Genomic DNA, 23,023 nt, shown 5'->3' with positions numbered 1-23,023 from the left:
GACGTAAGATATAAGACGTAAGATATAAGACGTAAGACATAAGATTTAAGATAAAAGATAAAAGATATAAGACACAAGATACAAGACACAAGACTAAAGATTTAAATGAATAAGATTCCATCTAAAATATTGCTCTTTTTATGTTTTGTTTTGTTTGAACCGACCGCAAAACCACAACCGGCTGCATTAGATGCTTATAATGTGGTTTGGAGAACGCAAAGCAAAAATGCTTCTGAAACCATGCCATGTGGTGGTGGGGATGTCGGTTTGAATGTCTGGGTTGAAAACGGAGACATTCTTTTTTACATGGCTAAAAGCGGCACGTTTGATGAGAATAACTCCATGTTGAAATTAGGCCGCGTGCGTGTGCATCTTAGTCCTAATCCGTTTGAGGGAAAAGCATTCAGGCAGGAGTTGAAATTGAGTGATGGTTCGGTTCGCATTTTCGGATCCCACGGCGATTTAAGTGCTGATGTGAAAATATGGGTGGATGTGTATAGTCCGGTCATTCATGTGGCTGTGTCTTCCAGTCAGAAAACAACGCTAAAAACGACTTACGAAAGCTGGCGGTATCAGGACAGGTTATTGCGAAAATGGGAAAACTTTCAGAATTCGTATAAGTGGATCAACCCTGAGGACCTGAAAACTTATGCTGACTCAATTCACTTTGATCAGAACAGTGTAACTTTTTACCACCAGAACAGGCAGGAAACTGTATTTGATGTCACCGTTGAAAGGGAACAGATGGAACAAGTAAAGGATCAACTTTTCAATCCTTTGGCAGGCCTGACCTTTGGCGGTATGATGTTTGGCGACAACCTTGAGCCGGCCGGCACAACCACCGGTAATTACCTGAGTACAGATTTTAAGGGCTGGCATCTGAAAAGCAAAAAGCCTTCAAAAACGCATGAAGTTGCTATAGTACTGAATACGGCTAATGGTAAAACTTCATGGCAGGAGGGCATAGAGAACTATGTTGAGGGATATCATAAACATAAAAATTCATCGTTGAATCTGACACTTAAGTGGTGGCAGGATTACTGGTCCCGGAGTTTTGTATTTATTAATCCTGAACAGAAAGCAGAAACTTCAGAAGTGTGGCAGGTTGGCCGAAACTATACGCTGTTTCGTTACATGCTGGGCTGTAATGCTTTTGGTGATTATCCCACTAAATTTAACGGTGGTTTGTTTACGGTTGATCCGGTCTTCACAGATTCCACCCGTGCATTTACACCGGATTTCAGAAACTGGAGCGGCGGAACTTTTACGGCTCAGAACCAGCGGCTGGTTTATTTTCCGATGCTTAAGAGCGGTGATTTTGAGCTCATGAAAACACAGTTTGATTTCTATCAGCGGATTTTACATAATGCAGAACTACGCAGTAACGTTTATTGGGGACACAATGGAGCCTGTTTTACCGAGCAGATTGAAAATTACGGTTTACCCAATCCTGTGGAATATGGCTGGGACCGGCCTGATGATTATGATCCAGGGAGACAGTACAACGCCTGGTTGGAGTACCAGTATGATACATCGCTGGAGTTTTGTTTTATGATTCTGGAAATGGCTAAATACAACGGATCGGACATTTCTGAATACTTACCCTTGATTGAAAGTTGTCTCACCTTTTTTGACGAACACTACCAGTACCTGGCAGCTCAGCGCGGAGTGAAAAAGCTGGATGAAAACGGTCACCTGGTCCTTTATCCCGGATCAGCCTGTGAAACATATAAAATGGCGTATAATGCCACATCAACCATCGCAGCCTTAAAAACAGTTCTGGAGGAAGTAATCGGTTTGCCGGAACAGTACAATGAAAAAATTAACAAGCGTCACTGGCAGGAGATGCTGGACCGGATTCCACCAATTTCGTTTACTGAATACAATGGACATAAAACTATAGCTCCGGCTAAGTTGTGGGAGCGGGTCAATAATACCGAAGTACCGCAGCTGTATCCTGTTTTTCCATGGGGCATGTATGGCATCGGGCATCCGGATCTGGAAGTGGCATTAAACACATGGAAGTATGATACTGATGCCATAAAATTCAGAAGCCATAAGGGATGGAAACAGGATGTAATTTGGGCTGCACGCATGGGATTAACCAATGAGGCAGCTGCTTTGTGCCTGAAAAAGATGACGGATTCGGGCAGACGCTTTCCTGCATTCTGGGGGCCGGGTTTTGACTGGGTTCCGGATCATAACTGGGGTGGTTCGGGAATGATTGGTGTACAGGAGATGCTGCTGCAAACCGTTGGAGATAAGATCTATCTTTTTCCGGCATGGCCAAAAGAATGGAATGTACATTTTAAACTGCATGCACCGGGGAACACAACCGTAGAGGCTGAACTGAAGGATGGAGAAATAAAAAATTTAAATGTATTTCCTGAGAACAGGAAAAAGGATATTATAAATTGCTATCAAAGCGAAAAATCAGTACAGGAATGAAAATGACCCACAAAGATCGCTTTTATGCCACCATTAATTATCAGCCGGTGGATCGTCCTGCCTCATGGCTAGGTTTACCGGTTCCCGAAGCAGAAAAGGCGTTGACCGCTCACTTCGGAGTAAAAAGTGTGGATGAGATCCGTAAGATCATTGACGACGATATTTATCCGATAGAAGTTCCGTATAATTATGCGCCATCCAACCATATTGCCTGTGCTTTCAGGTTTGCCAAGGTGGATCATCTGGATAAACCGGACGAGCGAACTCTGACAGCGCCTGGGTTTTTTGAGGATTATACCGATCCGGCGGATGTGGATAAGTTCGACTGGCCGGATCCGGCGAAATATCTTGATCGTGCAGAATCACTGAGAAGAGCAAAGGCAGTGGACGATAAGTCTGTGCGGATGGGTGTGATGTGGAGTGCGCATTTTCAGGATGCCTGTTCGGCTTTCGGTATGGAACACGCTTTGATGACCATGCTGATGAACCCGGAGATGTTTCAGTCTGTAATCGATAGAATTACGGAGTTTTATCTGAAAGCCAACGAAATTTTTTATGAATCCACCAAAGGTCATCTGGATGCAGTACTGATCGGCAATGATTTTGGTAGTCAGACCGGTTTAATGGTTGATCCTGAATTATTGCGGGCTCATGTTTTTCAGGGCACCAAGCAACTGATTGATCAGGCAAAAAGTTATGGTCTGACCGTGATTCATCATTCCTGTGGTTCAGTGTTTCCGCTGATTGATGATTTTATTGAACTGGGGGTGGATGTGATCCATCCTATTCAGGCCCTGGCTGCAGATATGGATGCTTCAAATCTGAAAAAGCACCATTACGGGAAAGCGGCTTTTTGTGGTGGCGTGGATGCCCAGTATCTTTTGGTAAAAGGTGATGCTCAATCTGTGGCCGATAAGGTAGATGAGTTGAAGGAACTGTTTCCGACGGGACTGGTAATTTCGCCAAGTCATGAAGCTATTTTGCCCGATATACCGCCGGCAAATATTGAAGCGATGTTTAAAGCTATTAATAACGTAAATTAACAACATAGAAATTGAGATAATCTTGTGTCTTGTTTCTTATGTATTATGTCTCAAGATAATGAAAAGATTTGGACAAATGATCCGGCTCAAACCGGAAGGTGCTGTTGAATATATTCAACAACATGCTGATGTGTGGCCGGGAGTACTGGCGAAAATTAAGGAATGTAACCTCGTTAATTATTCCATTTTTTACAGGGATAATATCCTCTTTGCCTACTTTGAATATACCGGATCTGATTTTGATGCCGATATGGCAAAAATGGCTGATCACAAGGAGACACAGCGCTGGTGGGATGTGGTTAAACCTTTGATGGAACCACTGGATAACAGAAAACCGGGAGAATTCTGGAGCGATATGGAAGAGATTTTTCATCTGGATTAATAACTATCTTTAACTTATAATCTTACTATGATCCCCTCAAGTCCCATCATCGGAACCCTGTTACATGCTGTCGGCGGCGTATCAGCTTCGTCTTGCTATGTGCCGTATCAAAAGACCAGACAATGGTCATGGAGCACATTCTGGTTGGTTCAGGCCATGTTTGCATGGATACTGATGCCACTTATAATTGGCGCCATTACGGTTCCGGATTTCTTTTACATCCTTGCTCATGCTCCGTCAAAGGCCCTTTGGATGGCATTCATTCTTGGGGCGGTTTACGGTTTCGGAAGCATGTCCTTTGGTGTATCGATCCGATATATTGGTTATTCGCTGACCTATACTCTGGCTATTGGTATATCAGCAATCGTAGGGACTGTTTTGCCTTTGATAATATTTGGTGGTTTGACAGAACATTTTCAGGCGCCCGGTGGTAACATCGTATTGTTTGGAATGATCGTTTCTGTGGTCGGTGTCGGACTTTGTGGATGGGCGGGTTTCAAAAGGGAACACGAGGTTAATCCTAAACAGGATGGACTGAAAATGTCGAATATGTTTATAGGTTTGATCCTAACCATCATTGCAGGTGTACTTTCAGGTGTGTTTAATATATCGCTTGAATTTGGACAGCCCATAGCCGATATGGCAGCAGAACATGGTGCCGGTCAGTTTGAAGGAAATGCCAAGATGATAGTTTCTACAGCCGGTTGTTGGGTTGTTAACATGGTTTGGTTCATGGTCGTCGCTGTAAAAAACAAAAGCCTGAAGGAGTTTTCTGTAAAAAGCGGTTTGCCCCGTAAACTGATCTTCAAAAACTTTTCATGGTCGGCTTTGGCGGGTACCATGTGGTTTTTACAGTTTTTCTTTTACGGAATGGGGCATGTCAATATGGGCAAATTTCAGTATGCCAGCTGGGTGCTACACATGTCAATGCTGATTTTTTTCAGTTACATCATTGGCGTCATCATGAAGGAATGGAAAAATGTATCAGGCAGAACCTATGCCTTACTGATTGTGGCCCTGCTGATTTTGGTTTCATCTTTTGTGATCATAGCTTATGGTGGAATGCAGGAATAAGAAGAAGCTGTAATTACAAGGTCATAAGTAGAATTATAGAAACGAATTTTATAAGATATTAAATCATAAAGAATACCTCAAAATTAATAAGTTTTATATGAAGGAACAGAAAAAAATGTCGGATACTGAGTTGAAAAAAGATCCGGATATGGATAAAATATCAAGGGAGCAATGGAAAGCTTCAGCGTTGGCAGGAATGGCTTCTTATCTTGATGCCGGTTCAATTGTGGCTTTAGGAGCCGGATTGTCATTGTTTCAATCGTACATGAATTTATCAAACAATGCTATCGGCTTGCTGGCTGCTATCGGTCCGAATGCAGTAGGATGTGCAGTTGGCGCATTTATTGGCGGTAGACTTGGAGATAAACTGGGGCGTAAACGGATCTACCAGATAGATCTTCTGGTGTATGCTTTTGGAATTTTACTGATTGCTTTTGCTTTGAATCCGGTCATGTTGTTTGCAGGAACCTTTATTATTGGTGTGGCAGTAGGTGCTGATGTTCCAACTTCTCTGGCTTATGTGGGAGAAGCTGCGCCGGATAAAGCCAGGGGAAAACTGCTTGGTTTTACCCAGGTGGCCTGGAGTTTTGGTCCGGTTGTTGTACTCTGGATGGCCATGTTTCTGGCGCATCTGGACATTCTCGGAATTCGCATTGTTTTCCTTCATCTTTTTGTAGTAGCCATAGTAACGTGGTATCTGCGCCGTAGCCTGGCTGAATCTTCCAGATGGAAAGTTGCGGCTACAACGGCAAAAGTTAATTTAAGGACCCTTTTTTCCGGTTCCAACTTGAAAGGATTGGTATACACCGCTGTAATTTATTTATTCTGGAACCTGGCAGCAGGGACAGCAGGAATTTTTAATCCATATATCATTAAAACCTTGAATGCCGGTAGTCAGGCAATGAGTGTTGGCTTGTCGAGTGCGGGTTTTATTATATTTATTATTGTGACCCTGATTGTTTTTATGCCACACTCGGACAGGAACTTTAAAACACGAAGAACCATTTGGGCAGTAGGAGCCATTATGCAGGTAGTTGCCTATGGAATGCTACTGTTTCTGCCGTTTACCATACCGGTTATTATTGCAAATATCCTGATGTTTTCATCAGGTGCGGCTTTAGCAGGTGAAGCATTTTACAAAGTGTTCAGTCAGGAACTCTTTCCAACCATTTTCAGGGGTACTGCTCAGGGACTGACGTTTGGAATCAGCCGGACCTTGCTTGGTGTATGGAGCTTCTTTGTTCCGGCTTTGGCAAATGTAGGGATAGAACCGGTAGCCGGCTTACTCACATTCTTTCTGATCATCAGTGGTGCGGTTGGCTTCTTTTTTATGCCGGACACCTCAGGTAAATCACTGGAGCAGATTGCGCAGGAACGGGCCTGATGGGAAATTATGGAATATTATTGTATAATGGAGGTTAAGCAATAAGAGAAAAAAAGTAAATGGAATCTCGAATAGTAATATTGAAATCTGCGAAAATCCGCGTTATCTGCGGGTAAAGAAATTAAAATGATATTAGTTACAGATTTAAAAACAGAATATAAAACAAATCCGCTTGGATTAAAACCTTGTCAACCGAGGTTAAGTTGGATGATCTCTGATGATCGTAAGAATGTGGCTCAGGCAGCTTACAGAATTCTCTGTGCGTCATCTGGATCAGATTTGAGAAATGAACATGACCTGATCTGGGATTCCGGTAAGGTTGAATCGAAACAGTCTGTGCAAGTGGTATACGGCGGAGAGGAGCTTACATCAGGACAAAGGGTTTACTGGAAAGTGAAAGTCTGGGATAACTACAGCAATGAATCAGAATGGAGTGAAACGGCTTTCTTTGAAATGGGTTTGTTTCATAGCAAGGACTGGAAAGCACAATGGATAGAACCGGGCATCAAGGAAGATCCATCAGACTCGGCACCTTCTCCCTTTTTAAGAAAGGAATTCAGTACGGATAAAAATATCAGTAAAGCAACAGCCTATATCACTGCCCATGGTTTATATGAGTTGCACATGAATGGTCGTAAAGTCAGTGAGGACCTGTTCACTCCCGGCTGGACCAGTTATAACCACCGTTTACAGTATCAGGTGTACGATGTGACCCGGGATATTCAGGCAGGTGCCAATGCTGTTGGAGTAATTCTTGGTGATGGCTGGTATCGTGGCTATCTGGTCTGGCAGGGCAATAAAAACCTGTATGGCGATAAGCTGGCTTTGTTATGTCAGATAATAGTGGAATACGATGATGGATCAGAGGAGTGGATCATAACGGATGAGTCATGGCAATCATCCACAGGGCCAATTCTGAAATCCGATATTTATAATGGGGAGACCTATGATGCACGTCTGGAAATGGAGAACTGGGATAAGGCAGGATTTGATGCATCCGGTTGGGGATCAGTCGTCATAAAAAACTATGGCTTTGATAAGCTCGTGGCGTCTGAAGGTGTTCCTGTAAGAATAACAGAAACACTGAAACCGGTCAAAACGTTGGTCACGCCAAAAGGTGAAATGGTCTTCGATATGGGCCAGAATATGGTGGGCTGGGTCCGGTTCAGGCTGAAAGGTGCAAAAGGCAGGAAAATTACATTAAACCATGCCGAAGTCCTGGATCAGGATGGCAATGTGTACCTGGATAACCTCCGGTCTGCAAGAGCTGAAGATATCTATATTTTTAAAGGCAACGGCATTGAAGAGTATGAACCACGATTTACATTTCACGGTTTTCGCTATGTACGTGTTTCAGACTACGATGGGGAAATTTCGTTGGATGACATTGATGGCCGGGTTGTGCATTCAGATATGGCTCAGACCGGAACCTTTGAATGTGGTGATTCCCTTATTAACAGGTTGCAGCAGAATATTGACTGGGGTTTACGCGGGAATTTTCTGGATGTACCGACCGATTGTCCGCAACGCGATGAACGTTTGGGATGGACCGGAGATGCACAGGTATTTGCACCAACCGCATGCTTTAACCGCGATACAGCTGCTTTTTATACCAAATGGATGAAGGATTTTATTCCGGACCAGAAAGCGGATGGAAGTGTGCCATGGGTGGTTCCGAACGTCATTGAGGATGGAGCCGGAACAGGATGGTCTGATGGGTTTGGTGCGACTGGTTGGGCCGATGCGGTAGTTGTAATTCCCTGGACGGTTTACCGGAAATTTGGCGATAAACGTATTCTGGAGGAGCAATATGCTTCCATGAAAGGATGGGAAGAGTACATGATTCGTGAATCGGGTGAAGATCTGATCTTTAATGCAGGTTTTCATTTTGGCGACTGGTTGTCGTTTGCGGAATATTATTCTTTGTTTTACAATGCCCCGGATTACGGTTATGCAGGGGCACATACGGATAAAGATCTGATAGCGACAGCCTATTTTTATTACACAACCGGTTTGATGCAGAAGATTGCAGGTTTACTGGGGAAAGTTGATGATGAACAACGTTATACAACGTTACGTCCAAAAATTAAGGATGCTTTTAATACTGAGTTTCTGACGAAAACCGGCAGACTGACATCCAATACACAGACGGCTTATGCGTTGGCACTGGCTTTTGGTGTGATTCCGGATGAGTTGAAAGAACATGCAGCCAAACGGCTGGTGGCCGATGTTAACCATTTTGGTCATTTAACAACCGGTTTTCTTGGAACACCCTTTCTGTGCCAGGCCCTGACAGAAAGCGGTTATCCTGATATTGCCTATAAATTACTCTTTAACAAAAAATATCCGTCATGGCTCTATCCGGTAACGCAGGGAGCAACCACCATTTGGGAACGCTGGGACGGAATTAAGCCGAATGGCTCCTTTCAGACTGTGGGAATGAATTCGTTTAACCATTATGCTTACGGGGCTGTTGGTGACTGGTTGTACTCCTACGTGGCCGGCATAACACAGGATGAGGAAACACCGGGTTATAAAAAGATTATAATAAAACCTTATCCCACAAAGGAACTTGGTTTTGCAAAAGCAAAACTTCAGTCCATGTACGGAGTAATACGATCGGAATGGAAATATGAATCGGAAAAGCTGTTGCTTGAAATTGAGATTCCGGTCAATACTATGGCAGAGATTCATTTGCCTGTTTCAGAATCAGAAGAGATATATTCAGCGGGGAAACCGTTAAATCAGAAAAGTGAATATCCAGTAATCGGGTACGACGGGAATCGGAAGCTTGTTCAGGTTGGTTCAGGCGTGTATAAATTTGAAATTCGGAGGAAATGAGACATTTAAAACATATCATACCAGTGTTGCTTTTGATGTTGGCAATACAACTGGGAGCACAGGAGAAAAGCCTGGTCAATACATCAGAAAGTCCGTATGCCAGAATGGCTCCGCTGGACATATCGGATGTGACATGGACAGATGGGTTTTGGGCAGACCGGTTTAAGGTTTGCGAAGAGAGCATGGTACCGCATATGATGGCAATGTACATGAATGATTCCATCAGCCACGGCTTTGCTAATTTTGAAATTGCAGCAGGGTTGAAAAAAGGAGAACATGTGGGACCACCATTTCATGACGGGGATTTTTACAAAATTCTGGAAGGCCTGATCATGGTTTATGCCATGGATCCTACAGAGAAAGTGGATCATGAACTGGATTCCATCATCACAATCATCGGAGAAACACAGCGACCGGATGGTTACATTCACACGCCGGTTGTTATTGAACAGTTGAAGGAAAAAGGAGCAAAGAATGAATTTGCTGAACGGCTTGATTTCGAGTCTTATAATATGGGACACCTCATGACGGCTGCCTGTCTGCATTACCGAGTAACCGGTAAAACCAATTTGCTGGACATTGCCATAAAGGCGACTGATTTTCTGTATAATTTCTATCAGCGGAATAAAAAGGAACTGGCTTTAAATGCCATTTGTCCTTCTCATTATATGGGTGTTACGGAAATGTACCGAACAACGGGTGACCCGAAATACCTGGAACTTGCCAAAGGATTGATTGACATACGGAGCATGGTGGAAGACGGACATGACCATAACCAGGACAGGATTACGTTTCGTGAGCAAACCAAAGCAGTGGGCCATGCCGTCCGGGCCAATTATTTGTATGCAGGTGTAACTGATGTATATGCCGAAACCGGTGACACGACATTGATGCATGCACTGGATGCCATCTGGAACGATCTGGTTGAGACCAAATTGTATGTCACCGGTGCCTGTGGAGCATTGTACGATGGTGTTTCTCCTAACGGTACAAGCTATGATCCGTCGGAAATTCAGCAGGTTCATCAGGCATACGGCCATGATTACCAGTTACCGAATATGACGGCTCATAATGAATCGTGTGCCAACATCGGAAACCTGTTGTGGAACTGGCGCATGTTGCTGGCATCCGGTAATGCGAAATATGCCGATGTAATGGAGGAGGTCATGTATAACAGTCTGCTGGCAGGCGTAAGCCTTGACGGAAAGCGGTATTTTTATACCAATCCACTGGAAGTATCACAGGATTTGCCCTATAAACTGCGCTGGTCAAAGGACAGAGAGGAATATATCAGTTACTGCAACTGTTGTCCACCCAATACCATTCGCACGGTGGCTGAGATCAGTAATTATATGTACAGTATATCAGATGATGGCTTATGGGTCAACTTCTACGGGGGCAACGAACTACATAAGAAATTGGGTAAAAAGCAGGTTCTGGACATTGATCAGATAACAGATTATCCATGGAACGGAGATGTAACGTTAAACATTAAAAACGCTCCTAAAGGTCAGTTTCCTGTTCATGTAAGAATCCCGGGCTGGTGTGACGCTGCAATTGTAAAAGTAAACGGTTATCCGGTGGAGAAAGAAATCATAAGTGGTACATATGTCAGTATTGACCGAAAATGGAAAAAGGGAGATAAAATAGAACTCACTTTCCCCATGGAAGTCGATTTGATTGCTGCCAATCCACTGGTGGAGGAAAACCGGAATCAGATAGCTGTAAAACGTGGACCGGTAGTGTATTGTCTGGAATCTATGGATTTGCCAAAAGACGTAAATTTGTTTCAGGTTGGTATTCCGGTTAAAAATGATTTGAAGCCCGAAATGATTGAAATCGATGGGGCGAAGATCATGGCTTTGCAGGGAGACGGTGTATTGATAAACGATAAAAAGTGGGATCAAAACAATCTTTACAGGAAGGTGAAAGCCGTTGAAGAAAAGAAAGTACCATTGAAGCTGATCCCATATTATGCATGGGATAACCGGGGAGTAGGCGATATGTCGGTTTGGTTGCCTTTAGTATACTAAGATAAGGGCAGGATATAGAATACAAGTTGTCCTCCTTTTTCAAAAGGAGGTGTCCGTCAATTGACGGACGGAGGATTTGGTTTTTATAAAGCTTGATGTTGTTAAGTTTGTAGCGATTAGCGCTAAGAGATTTGAGGTAAATGCAAATCATGGCTTCAATTCTATATCTACAGTTGATAATTAGACAGAATACAAAATCGGAAAAATAAAAATTATGCAATACCTGAAAACGTTTATATTACCGGTTCTACTCATTTTTATTCTGGCATCGTGCGGTAAAAAGAACCCGGTCCGGCATGAAATTTCACTGAACACTAACTGGCAAACCATTGCCAATGATACTAATATTCATGCTTACGATGGATTTGAGGCTGCCGGTTTTGAAACAGAAGGTTGGATCAGGGTAGATGTTCCACACAACTGGGATGATTACGGAGGATACCGTCGTTTGATGCATGGCAACCGCCATGGATATGCCTGGTACAGAAAAACATTTACTGTAGAACATAAAAAAGACAAACAGTATTTCCTTTTCTTTGAGGGAGTTGGGTCTTATGCTTCTGTTTGGTTAAATGGTGTATTCGTGGGATATCATGCCGGCGGACGAACCACATTCACCCTTGATGTAACGGATCATGTCCGTTTTGATGGTGAAAATATTCTGGCGGTTCGTGCTGATCATCCGGCAGATATACGCGATCTGCCCTGGGTATGCGGAGGCTGTAGTCCTGAATGGGGATTTTCTGAAGGCTCCCAACCCATGGGGATTTTCAGGCCGGTTTCCTTAATTATTACGGATCAGGTTCGAATTGAACCATTCGGAGTGCATATATGGAACGATACCACCATTTCAGAAGATCTGGCAAAACTGAGTCTGACAACCGAAATAAAAAATTACGGTGATAAAGAGGAACGAATAGAATTGAGATCACTCCTGGTTGACGAAGATGGCAGAGAAATCAAACGGGACATCAAGTCTGTTTTACTGAAACCGGGAGTACCCGATACTGTAACACAGTATTTTGTGAATATAGATCATCCAAATTTATGGTCCATTGATGATCCGTATCTCTATACCGTTCAAAGCAGTGTCATTATCAACGGAAAGGTTGTGGATGAGATAAATACACCTTATGGCATTCACTGGACTAAGTGGGATATCAAGGGTGATAATCCTACAAATCGTTTTTACCTGAATGGTAAACCTGTATTCATCAACGGAACCGCAGAATATGAGCATATGATGGGGCAAAGTCATGCGTTTTCAAAGCAACAGATCCTGTCTCGGGTAGATCAGATCAGGGCTGCCGGTTTCAATGCGTTTCGTGATGCACATCAGCCACATAACTTAAGATATCAGAGCCGGTGGGACAGTCTGGGCATATTATGGTGGCCACAAATGAGTGCTCATATCTGGTATAATGAGCCGGGTTTTAAAGAAAACTTCAGGGTGCTTTTACGCGATTGGGTGAAAGAACGCCGCAACAGTCCGAGCATTATTTTATGGGGATTGCAAAACGAATGTACCATGAGTCCGGAATTTACAAGGGAATGCACCGATATTATTCGTGAAATGGATCCGGGAGCATCAACGCAACGCCTGGTGACAACCTGTAACGGAGGAACCGGAACAGACTGGGATGTGATTCAAAACTGGTCAGGTACCTACGGTGGTGATCCTGATAACTATGACAAGGAACTATCAGAACAACTGTTGAATGGCGAATATGGTGCATGGCGGAGCATTGACTGGCATTCAGAAGGTGGTTTTGATGCTCAGGGACCTTTGACAGAAGACCGGATGTGGCAACTGATGGAATCGAAAATCCGGCTGGGAGAAGCAGCTTCGGACAGGGCTTGCGGGCAATTTCACTGGTTGTTTAACTCACACGATAATCCGGGACGTACACAAGCCGGTGAAGGTTACCGCGATATTGACAGGGTAGGTCCGGTAAATTATAAGGGATCCATTACTATCTGGGGTGAACCGCTCGATGTGTACTATATGTACAGAGCGAATTATGCACCTGAAGAAACTGATCCGATGGTTTATATTGTATCCCATACATGGCCGAACCGTTGGGAAAAACCAGGCGTAAAAGATGGTATTAATGTGTTCTCTAACTGTGATGAGGTAGAACTTTTTAATGGGGTCAGACAAAATTCACTGGGTAAAAAGAGAAAAGGGCAGGTTGGAACCCATTTTACATGGAATAAAGTTGATATTCAGACAAATGTGTTATACGCAGTTGGTTATGAGAACGGGAAAGAAGTGGCATCAGACGTTGTAATCCTGAACCTGTTACCGGTAGATCCGGATTTGCAAAAGCTTTCAGGTGATACGCAACCACTGACGGATCAGGATAAAAATTACCTCTATCGTGTCAATTGTGGAGGACCTGATTATATAGATCAGGAAGGTAATCTGTGGATGGCTGATGTACATAAAGACACTACTGGCTGGGGCTCGGTTTCATGGACGGATAATTATGATAATCTTCCGGCTTTTTATGGCAGTCAGCGGCAGACATGGGATCCGATAGAAGGCACCAGTGAATGGGATTTAATCCGGACATACAGATACGGACGACACAGGCTGGCATACGAATTTCCGGTGGCTGATGGTAGCTACCGGGTGGATCTGTTTTTTGTGGAGCCCTGGTACGGCACCGGTGGTGGACTGGAATGCGAGAATTGGCGACTGTTCGACGTTGCCATCAATGATGAGGTGATGATTAAAGACCTGGATATCTGGAAATTGGCTGGTCATGACCGCTTATTGAAAAAAACGGTGCAGGTGAATGTAACAGGCGGGTTACTGAAGATATCATTCCCCGAAGTTAAATCGGCTCAGGCGGTTATTTCTGCCATAGCTATTTCTACGGACGAGAAAGACTTAAAACCGGCACCACCATCAAAGCGGTTAATCACAATTGAAAATGGAGCAGGTTGGAGATCAAATACCTGGTTGAATATAGGAGACCGGGTGTATTCAGATCGCGATATTAAGTTTGTTTCGCTTCCGCCGATACTTTACAGTGCAGAATGGATTCAGACTCCCGCTAATCCTGATACAAAAGGCAGCATCAGGTTCAAGGAGGATGCGGACCTGTACATTGGGTTCAAACAAGAGGTTCAATGGCCTGAATGGCTTGGTGATTTTCAAAAATTGAAAGATACAATCCGAACCTCACTGAATGGAGGAACAACATATAATGTTTACAGGAAACGCATTTTGAAAGAAACAAGCTTTGCATTTCCATCGTCCGGATCTGAAGAAATGTACATTATTGCTGCACTTCCGGTGACCAACCTGGATGTTCCAATTGATCGCCGCCCAACAGTAAAGTATGAAGCTGAAGCAGCCTCGAAGGGAGGGAAAACTGTTACCACCGTAATTCTTGATGAACCCTGCACACTGGTTCCCGGAAAAAATGATGTGATTGAATGGCGGTTCTCAGTTGGCCTGGCTTCTAAATATGGGTTGCAGTTTAGATATATGAATAAAGGGAAAGAAGATGTGCCGGTAGAAGCAGAGATTCGGGCCGCCGACGGTCGGTTAATCTGGAAGGGAGAATATGTGTTTCCGGTTGCTGATGTGAAATGGAGAGGTATGCGTACCGATACACAAACCACGATAAACGCAGGAACCTATACACTTCGTCTGAAAGCTTTAAAGCAGGGACCGCTTTATTTCGATTACCTTCGAACGCAATAGATCGCACAAGTGAATATTTATGAAAACGTTTACATTTAATATTAAATGATTATCTTTGTTTTTCTTAATGGGTAATTGTTAGGTATTTATTGGTTGTTTTGATATGAAAAAAAAATTCTACGTGGAAGGCAGGCTCTGGACGGCCTTGATTATCGTTTTATTTATGTTATCCGGATTCGGTGTAAATGCACAATCCGGTGTCATTATTTCCGAATTTATGGCGGTCAATGATAATACACTTGCTGATGAGGATGGTGACTATTCCGACTGGATTGAACTGTATAATGCTGGTGAAACAGCGGTAAGCCTTACGGGCTGGTATTTAACCGATAAAGCCGATAACCTTGCCAAGTGGAAATTTCCGGTGATTACGATACAACCCGATGAATATCTCGTGGTCTTCGCATCAGAAAAAGATAAAACAGATCCGGCGGGAACACTGCATACCAATTTTAAACTCTCCGGATCGGGTGAGTTTTTAGCATTGGTGAAATCCGACGGAACAAGCATTGCATTTTCGTATGGTGACTTATATCCCGGACAACGTTCTGATGTGTCGTATGGCATATATCTGGGGCAGCAAACTTTCTTTAAGGATCCGACACCAGGGAGCGTAAACGTATTAACAGATCAGGTTCTGGCACCTGAATTCAGTGTAAAACGCGGGTTTTATGATGCACCTTTTGAGGTTGAGCTTTCTGTTGCAGATAATGCATTACAGATTTATTATTCAAAAGATGGTACACGCCCTAATAAAACAGACGGAATTTTATATACAGGTCCGGTTCAGATTTCGACAACAACACCTTTGAGTGCTGTAGCTGTTAACAGTGAAAATGTAAGCAGTGATGTGATAACCAATACCTATTTCTTTATAGATGATATTGTGAAGCAACCGGCTCAGCCAGCCGGATATCCGGATCACTGGGGGCCTATGAAGTTCTCTTCGGATTTTGCTCCATCGGATTATGAAATGGATCCGGAAATTTGTGAGTCATCCGAATACAAGGACTTAATGGACGACGCCTTGTTGGATATTCCTACAATAAGTATTGTTACCAATATCCGGTATATTTTCGGACTGGCTTCCGAAACTTTTGACCACGATAAGGACGGGATTTATATGTACACTGGAAATACAAGTCTGGGAAGTATTGGTATAGACTGGGAACGTTCCGCATCCGTGGAATTTATTGACCCGAAAACAGGACAGGAGTTCCAGATTAACTGCGGTTTGCATTTGCACGGTGGTAACAGCAGGGTCCCGGAGAACAGTCCGAAGCATGGATTTCGGATTGCGTTCAGAAGCTCATATGGACCTTCCAAACTGAACTTTCGTGTATTTGATGAAGGTTCAGCTACAAACGAGTTTAACAACTTAGTATTCAGAGCCGGATACAATTATTCATGGCTGAAAAACAATCCGACGCAACGGTTGAATGCGCAATATTTGCAGGATCCGTATGCGAAAAATATTCAGCTTAAGATGAATCAGGAGGCTGCTCACGAGCGATTTGCTCACCTATATATTAACGGACTGTATTGGGGACTTTACAATATTTCAGAAAAAATCAATAATGACTTCATGGAGGCTTATCTGGGTGGAAAAGAGGAAGATTATGATGTCGTGAAGGACCATAATGGAGTAGTAGATGGCAGTCGGTCAGTATTTAACCAGCTAATGAGTCTGGCTGGATCAGGATTCAGTTCTGATGCAAATTATCAGAAACTTATAAATGATGAATTACTGGATCTGAAAAACTTTACAGATTACATGCTTATGAATTATTACATTGGCAATGGGGACTGGGATGGTAATAACTGGCTGGCAGGCAGAAGTAGGGTCAATCCTAAAAAAGGGTTTCGGTTTTTCGCCTGGGATGCAGAAACATCCATGACAGATTTGAATACTAACAAAGTAACAATGGTGGATGGTGAACCAACCAAATTGTTTGATGCGCTCAAAAAGAATGATGAGTTCAAATTGTTGGTGGCTGACAGAATTCATAAATATTTTTTCAATGATGGTGCTTTGACTCCTGAAGTCACGGCATCAACTTACGCGGAACTTGCAGATGAAATTGATCTGGCAATTATCGGTGAATCTGCCCGTTGGGGAGATTACCGTAAAGATGTTCAACCTTCTGATAATGACAAAATACTCTATACCAGGAATGATCACTGGCTTGTCAAAAAGAACGAATTTACGAATGATTATTTCCCTGACAGATCAACCATTGTCTTTAATCAGTTGCGAAATGCCGGATTGTATCCAAACGTGGCAGCACCGGAATTTAATTATTACGACGGTACATATCAGCAGGCTATAGATTTGGAAATGACATCTACAACAGGTCAGATATACTATACCACAGATGATACTGATCCGCGGGAAGCATACACAGGAGGTGTGGCGTCAAATGCCAAAGTATACAGCAGTGCTGTTGTGATTAACAGCAAGCAGACTGTGCGTGCACGTGCTAAATCAGGAAGTACCTGGTCTGCCCTTACTAAGGCAGATTATAAATTTGACGGAGCAACAGCTATGGAAGATGTTGTTGCTAACGCGATTACTAAAGCCGGTGCATTTCCGAACCCGTTCAGAGGTTATACGACTCTGTTCTATGATCTGGAACAAGCAGGAAATGTTACTGTAAGTATCTTTAGTGTCGACGGAAGAGAAATTGAACAGGTGTTCAACGGATATCAAACACGCGGAGCATATCGGGTTAGGTGGAATGCTCCTGTTGAACTAAGTGGCGTATTTATTTTCCGCGTTTCCTCTGAAAAAGGTAGTTTCACAGGAAAAATTATAAAAGAATAAAAGATAATCTACTTACACCATATTATTTTTTCATTAATAAATGGGTTTTTGACAGGGCATAATAAGAGTTATTTGCTGAAATCGTTTACATTTGTTAATTGCAATTAAGTGTTGATTACTATTAAATTTTTATGTAAAAAAGTGTGCTATTTTCATGAATGAACATAGTTAAACATTTATTTTTGAAAAAAATTAAACGATCATTATGTCCAGCCTGAGTGATGTTGCCAAAAGAGCAGGTGTATCCATTGCAACTGTATCACGTGTAATCAACAACGGTACCAATGTGAATGAAGTTACTAGAGCAAAGGTACTTAAAGCGATTAAAGATCTCAAATATCAACCCAGTAGGGTAGCGAAGCGACTGCGTTCCAAAAGTGTTTCCAGTAACCTTATTGGCGTTCTCATTCCTGATATTCAGAATCCGTTTTATGTAGATGTATTACGCGGGATTGAGGATGTAACATATGAAAATAACTATGCCTTAATCATGTGTAATTTTCAACAGGATGAGAAAAAAGAGAAACTTTATCTGGATATTTTGCAATCGGAATCTGTTGATGGATTGATCGCCGCTCCAGCTCATGAAAATGATGCCAAGGTGATTAATCTGGTAAAGGAAGGTCTGCCCATTGTTTGTTTCGACCGTGGTTTACAGGGTGTTGATGTTGATGTGGTTCTTGTAAACAACCGAGAAGGTGCATATAAAGCTGTCGATCACCTCGCGAAATCAGGTTATCAGCGCATTGCTCATATTTCGGGACTGGCACAATTGCCTTCTACACAATTAAGGGATAAAGGTTATCGCGAAGCGCTGGCTGATAACAACCTGGAATTTGATCCCGAACTCATTAAGCGGGGTGACTCCAAGCACGACAGTGGGGTACATTTATGCGATGAATTGTTGAGTCTTCCAAATCCACCCGATGCCATATTTACCGGCAACAACCTGATCACCTTAGGTGCACTTGAAACAATTCATAAACGGGGATTAAAGGTTCCTGAGGATGTCGCCATCATTGGTTTTGATGATATGTACTGGTCTATCTCACTGAATCCGCCTTTAACAGCAGTTTACCAGCCTGCATATGAAATCGGCAGACGGTGTGGGGAATTATTGATCCAACGTATTAAAGACCCTAAACGCCCAACCATTCAGATGATTCTGAATACACAACTGATGATCAGGAGTTCGTGCTAAGTAAAACTGATGCTCGTTTGTGACGATTATCAAAGTTGGGTTTTTATTCTACCACTCATCAAACCTGTAAACCTTTCCTTTTTCAGTATTCTGTTCAATCAGTTTATTGCCATATCTTAACCGGAGCGGCAAACCGGCATTTGAAGTGACTTCTACGTGTTCTAATCTGCCGTCTTTCCATGAAAAATTTATCTCAAACCCATCACGTGCGCGTAGTCCTTTAATTTCGCCGTGTGTCCATTCTTCAGGCAGAGCGGGGAGCAACTGAATATATCCCTGGTGGCTTTGCATCAGCATTTCAACCATACCTGCCGCCCCGCCAAAATTCCCATCTATCTGGAAAGGCGGATGGGCATCAAACAGATTAGGATAAGAACCACCTGATGATTCCCTTTCCGGATCAGTAGCTGAACTCAATAGCATTTGGATCATCTTATATGCATGTTCACCATCCAAAAACCGTGCCCAGAAACTGATCTTCCATGCGAGACTCCAACCGGTTCCGTCATCGCCACGGTAAATCAACGATTGTTTGGCAGCATCCATCAATTCGGGTGTGTCATCCATAGTAAATTCTTTCCCTGGATATACGCCCCACAAATGTGATACATGCCTGTGATGGTCTGTAGTATCATCTATATCTGTCATCCATTCCTGTAGCTGTCCGTACCGGCCAATCTTGTAGGGGTAAATCCGGGGCAGTTTATCCTGAAGGGACCGTGCAAATTCATGGTCGGTATTCAAAATATCTGTGCATTGAATGGCAATCTTAAACAATGAACGAATGATCTCGTGATCCATAGTGGGACCAGCCACCAGTCCTCCATGTTCAGGAGAATTGGACGGTGTGCTGATGAGGTAACCTGATTTTGGATCTTTGATCAGAAAATCCACAAAAAACTGAGAAGCACTTTTTATGAGTGGCCAGGCTTCTTTACGAAGAAATACAGTGTCCTGTGAGTATCTGTAGTGTTCCCATAAATGGTGGCATAACCATGCGCCTCCGGTTACCCAGATGCCATGATTGGGATTATTGATCGGCGCGGTTCCCCGCCACTGATCTGTGTTGTGATGTAAAACCCATCCTCTCGCTCCATAATGATGTTCGGCTGTTTTACTGCCTTTTATGGCAACCTCATCTATCAGTTTAAACAAAGAGTTATGGCACTCTGCAATGTTGAGCGGTTCAACGGGCCAGAAATTCATCTCGCAATTGATGTTGGTGGTATATTTGCTTCCCCAGGCAGGATACATTTTATCGTTCCATATTCCCTGTAAATTGGGCGGATTGGTTCCATCCCTTCCGGATGACAACATCAGATAACGGGCATATTGCACATAAGTAGCTGCCAGATCATCATCCGGTTCTGTTTTCACATTGTTGATACGTTCATCTGTCGGAATCTTTCTTTTTTCTTTTTCCCCAAGATCTATGGAGAACCGGTCAAAAAGAGGTTTGTAGTCTTTTAAATGAGACGTTTTAATGGTTTCATAATCCTTGTCTGCAACCGAAGTCAGATAAGTATTGCAGGATGCAACCGGATCACCCGAAATGTCGTTATACGTTTTATAGTTTGTTGCAGCTACCAATTTCAATACTGCTTCGTCAGCATTTTTAACTACAATTCCACTATCACTGAGGATAGCCTGACCACCGGAAGTTGATACCCGTAAATAAGCAGTGCCTGTCATCTCACCATCTTCCACTTTTAAAGAAAGTCCAAGCGTTTGATCATCAACCTTGTAAACGCTATGAATTTCGTGAGGCGAATTAAATGTGGCATTAAAACTTATCATTCCACTTTTATCTGCAGTAAGCTTCATCGCAATGACTTCATCCGGGTGACTCGCAAGATATTCGCGCGAATATGTTACGCCGTTAACTTTATATGAAACATTGCTCAAAGCATTATCTAAATCGAGATTACGTCTGAAATCTGTGTAATTTTCATGTCCCGGAAATGTGATCATTACGTCACCGAATGGCTGGTAGTCTGCTTCATATTGCGGAAAGAAAGGTGGCTTTGTATCAATCACCTGGTATTTCCAGTCACCCTCAATAAACAGATAATCATCTTTTTGGCTAGTAGGGAGCAAGTACATTTTTTTTGGTCCTGTTCGTACACCGTTAAAACCACCAGTAGATACGTAATTATTAATCAGAACAGTAATTACATTTTTTCCCGGATGAACCAAATGCCCGGGAATAGTATAGGTACGTGTGGTGTTATACTCATCTGTTGTGCCAATTAACACACCATTAATCCACGTAAAATCCTGATCTTTTACATGACCAAGATTGATACGTAGATTCTGTCCTTTCCAGTTTTCAGGAATATCCACAGTCTTTCGGAACAGGACACCGCCGTTCATATCGGGAAGACCTTTACGCTCCCATACACTTTTGTAATCGATAAACATGGTAGGCCAGTCCATATCGTTAAAATCCGGTTTTATAGCCGTTTTTAATTTTTTAAGTTTAAGCAGGCTATCCACCCATATTTTTTTCTTTAGAGGAAACTCATCTTCATAAGCTTTTCTGCCCATAAATTTTTTTCCTGCCAACGCTTCTGCTTCCGTCTGTTTCCCTTCAAACAATAATTGCCAGATCTTATCAAGGTATTTATAGGCATTTTCCCTGTAATATTGTCTTGGTGCGCAATCCCACAAGGTCTCTTCATTAAACTGTATGTGTTCAGCTTCGGGAATGCCGTAAACCATCGCCCCAAGCCTGCCATTTCCAATCGGAAGTGCTTCTTCCCAAACACTAGCCGGTTTGTTGTACCAAAGTTCTGTTATTTCAGGTTTTGAACCTGAACTACAGGCCGATACTATTCCGGCTAAAACGGCTATAATGAATCTGAGGGATTTTTTGCATCTCATGTCGGTAAAACTTAACGATTCAGCTCAACTGCGGCAAGAATAAAAGGGCCGACACCTTTGCAGTCGTTTTTTACAATTTTTTCTGTGGTATAGTATTCATAACTTCCATCACGGTATGGATTTCCTCCCAATCCGCAGCTTCCGCAGATATTCACCATACTGATCAGTCCATCATCATCAGTAACGATAAACGTTTTAACCATGTCATCAAACGCATTGTTGGCAATGTCAATGTATTTTTTATCCAGATATCCTTTGTTGGCCCCTTTGGCAAAGGCATAGATATACATAGCAGTACCCGATCCTTCAGGGTAGTTGCCTTCACGGTTGCCCTGGTCCAGCACCTGCCACCAAACACCGCTTTCAGGATCTCGCACCTTAACCAGGGCGTCAGCTGTTTCCTGTAAGATGGTGATGATTGAATCTCTTTTCGGATGATCCTGAGGAAGGTAGTCCAGCACATCCACTATAGCCATCATGTACCAGCCCATGGCGCGGCTCCAGAAATGAGGTGACTGTCCGGTTTCAGGATTGGCCCATTTTTGCTGGTGACTCTCATCCCACGCATGATACAGTAATCCGGTTTTGGGATCAACCGTTTTTTCATGAACCAGAATAATTTCGTGTGCAGCCACATCAAACCAACGCGGATCATCAAAATCTTTGGCATATTGTGTAAGAAAGGGCATTCCCATATACACACCATCCAGCCAGATTTGCCACGGGTAGCGTTTTTTATGCCAGAATCCACCGGTTTTGGTTTTAGGGTGGTTCTCCATCTGTTCAATAAATTGTGGCAGAGCCTTTTTATATTTTGGCGTACTATCTCTTTCGTAAAGGATAAGAAGATTGCGGGCAGGATTGATCAGGTCAATGTTATACTTGTCCATCTCATATCGTTTTACTGTTCCGTCTTCCTCTACCATGGCATCCATATAATCCGACATGTATTTAGAATATTTCGGATCAATATTGCCTAACTTATCAATGGCCATTCCTAGCAGAGCCACATCGTAGGACCAGCCCATCCGGGTTCTTCCATTGTATAAGCCTAATGTGTCGTTACGTTCCATAACGGCGTCAGCCATTTTCTGACTCCACTTAATATCTTCGGTTTTCTTTTTTGGAGCGTTACAACTAAATAGCAGGATTGCTAAGATGAAAATTACGGATTGTTTCATAAAAATAATTT

The 23,023-nt window shown here is 42.9% G+C and carries 12 protein-coding genes; 10 read left to right on the top strand and 2 right to left on the bottom strand.

The features are described 5' to 3' along the window. The first annotated feature begins 105 nt into the window (after nt 1-105). The 10 genes from ACE1ET_RS18660 (at nt 106) to ACE1ET_RS18615 (ending at nt 18,948) form a co-directional block, all read left to right on the top strand. The gene (locus ACE1ET_RS18660) at nt 106-2,448 is read left to right on the top strand and encodes a DUF5703 domain-containing protein (protein ID WP_375729939.1); all 2,343 of its coding nucleotides are present in this window, start codon (nt 106-108) and stop codon (nt 2,446-2,448) included. Next, entirely contained in the window at nt 2,445-3,491 is a 1,047-nt protein-coding gene (locus tag ACE1ET_RS18655) for a uroporphyrinogen decarboxylase family protein (protein WP_375729938.1), read from the top strand. Before ACE1ET_RS18660 ends, ACE1ET_RS18655 begins: the two co-directional genes overlap by 4 nt. A gap of 58 nt (nt 3,492-3,549) precedes the next feature. Next, nucleotides 3,550-3,873 carry an L-rhamnose mutarotase gene (locus ACE1ET_RS18650; RefSeq protein ID WP_375729937.1) on the top strand — a complete coding sequence of 108 codons (324 nt, stop codon included), beginning with the start codon at nt 3,550-3,552 and terminating at the stop codon, nt 3,871-3,873. Between the two features lie 27 nt (nt 3,874-3,900). Further along, nucleotides 3,901-4,947 carry an L-rhamnose/proton symporter RhaT gene (locus ACE1ET_RS18645; RefSeq protein ID WP_375729936.1) on the top strand — a complete coding sequence of 349 codons (1,047 nt, stop codon included), beginning with the start codon at nt 3,901-3,903 and terminating at the stop codon, nt 4,945-4,947. 97 nt (nt 4,948-5,044) lie between these two features. Next, a complete protein-coding gene (locus tag ACE1ET_RS18640; RefSeq protein ID WP_375729935.1) occupies nt 5,045-6,331 on the top strand; it encodes an MFS transporter in 1,287 nt (428 codons plus the stop codon). 126 nt (nt 6,332-6,457) lie between these two features. Beyond that, nucleotides 6,458-9,172 carry a family 78 glycoside hydrolase catalytic domain gene (locus ACE1ET_RS18635; RefSeq protein ID WP_375729934.1) on the top strand — a complete coding sequence of 905 codons (2,715 nt, stop codon included), beginning with the start codon at nt 6,458-6,460 and terminating at the stop codon, nt 9,170-9,172. Next, on the top strand, nt 9,169-11,205 hold the full coding sequence (locus tag ACE1ET_RS18630) for an aceric acid hydrolase (protein WP_375729933.1): 2,037 nt from the start codon (nt 9,169-9,171) through the stop codon (nt 11,203-11,205). Before ACE1ET_RS18635 ends, ACE1ET_RS18630 begins: the two co-directional genes overlap by 4 nt. A gap of 214 nt (nt 11,206-11,419) precedes the next feature. Continuing rightward, entirely contained in the window at nt 11,420-14,923 is a 3,504-nt protein-coding gene (locus ACE1ET_RS18625) for a malectin domain-containing carbohydrate-binding protein (protein ID WP_375729932.1), read from the top strand. A gap of 103 nt (nt 14,924-15,026) precedes the next feature. Beyond that, nucleotides 15,027-17,747, top strand: coding sequence for an FN3 associated domain-containing protein (locus ACE1ET_RS18620; protein ID WP_375729931.1), 2,721 nt, complete (start codon nt 15,027-15,029; stop codon nt 17,745-17,747). 205 nt (nt 17,748-17,952) lie between these two features. Beyond that, nucleotides 17,953-18,948, top strand: coding sequence for a LacI family DNA-binding transcriptional regulator (locus ACE1ET_RS18615; protein ID WP_375729930.1), 996 nt, complete (start codon nt 17,953-17,955; stop codon nt 18,946-18,948). Nucleotides 18,949-18,996: 48 nt separating this feature from the next. Here ACE1ET_RS18615 and ACE1ET_RS18610 read toward each other — a convergent pair whose 3' ends face one another. Continuing rightward, a complete protein-coding gene (locus ACE1ET_RS18610) occupies nt 18,997-21,831 on the bottom strand; it encodes a glycoside hydrolase family 95 protein (RefSeq protein ID WP_375729929.1) in 2,835 nt (944 codons plus the stop codon). 11 nt (nt 21,832-21,842) lie between these two features. Continuing rightward, nucleotides 21,843-23,012, bottom strand: coding sequence for a glycoside hydrolase family 88/105 protein (locus tag ACE1ET_RS18605; protein ID WP_375729928.1), 1,170 nt, complete (start codon nt 23,010-23,012; stop codon nt 21,843-21,845). Nucleotides 23,013-23,023: the final 11 nt, after the last annotated feature.

The organism is Quyinboa mangrovi, assembly GCF_042219825.1.
Taxonomy (GTDB): domain Bacteria; phylum Bacteroidota; class Bacteroidia; order Bacteroidales; family UBA5342; genus JBHJHP01.
This window is presented reverse-complemented; position numbering and strand designations above follow the sequence as displayed.